Raw genomic sequence first — 411 nt, forward strand, 5'->3', positions numbered from 1 at the left:
GCCACGGCAGGCGCGCCACCGCTTCGCGGCGCTCACCGGCCTCGCGCCAGACCTGCAGCTCGCCCCCCTGCTGCTGCAACAGCAGGCGTGCCTGACCCCAGCCCAGCGCCCATTGCCAGCGCACCGGCACCCAGGCCAGCAGCGACTGACGCCACCAGCGCAGGAAACGGCCCGCGCCCGGGCCGATCCGGCCCTGCACCTGCCGCAGTCTGTCCTGCCACGCCGTCATCTTGCTGTCATTCCCTGCTCCCAGCGAAGCACTGTGTAAGTCCGCCCGGGAACCCCGCCCGAGCCACTGCGTACCACTGCCTGCACCACCGACCTGCGTCCACTGCTGTCGATGGCACCGGACTCGATACTATAGGTGCCGCTGCTGCTGGCAAGCGTTGTCGTACCGCCAGCGGAATCTGC

1 protein-coding gene is annotated in these 411 nt (G+C 70.1%); it reads right to left on the minus strand.

What is annotated here, in order from left to right; all coding sequences use genetic code 11:
• Positions 1 to 229, minus strand: a 229-nt coding sequence (locus EN852_RS35560) for a hypothetical protein (RefSeq protein ID WP_210238293.1), incomplete at its 3' end; no start/stop codon positions are given.
• Between the last annotated feature and the right edge of the window lie 182 nt (positions 230 to 411).

It is taken from the genome of Mesorhizobium sp. M2E.F.Ca.ET.209.01.1.1, assembly GCF_004010375.2.
Classification (GTDB): Bacteria; Pseudomonadota; Alphaproteobacteria; order Rhizobiales; family Rhizobiaceae; genus Mesorhizobium.